Origin of the sequence: Petrotoga sp. SL27 (assembly GCF_002924605.1) — a bacterium.
Taxonomy (GTDB): domain Bacteria; phylum Thermotogota; class Thermotogae; order Petrotogales; family Petrotogaceae; genus Petrotoga; species Petrotoga sibirica.
In genome coordinates this window covers 1-253 of record NZ_JAIP01000029.1, presented here as the reverse complement: position 1 = coordinate 253, position 253 = coordinate 1, and the positions used below count along the sequence as shown (strand labels likewise).

Genomic DNA, 253 nt, shown 5'->3' with positions numbered 1-253 from the left:
TTCTTTTTGACTTTCTTTTGTCCTTTCTACCGCTTCTTTCACAGCTTGACTTATGCTTTCTATCGTTTTGCTTCCTTCTTCTGCAGCTTTACTTGTTTCATCTGCTTCTTCACTTAGCCTTTGCGCGTCTTGGGATACACCTTGTGCCGCCCTTGCTACTTCGTCTACCCCTGACGTTACTTCTTCTACGTTTCCTGCCGTTTCTTCCGTGCTTGTTTGTATCTTGTCCATCTGGTTTTTGAGTTCTTCTGAG

1 pseudogene is annotated in these 253 nt (G+C 43.9%); it reads right to left on the bottom strand.

The annotated features are described in order from the left end of the window. Positions 1–253 (bottom strand): annotated as a pseudogene (locus AD60_RS09915) (methyl-accepting chemotaxis protein); the annotation flags it as partial.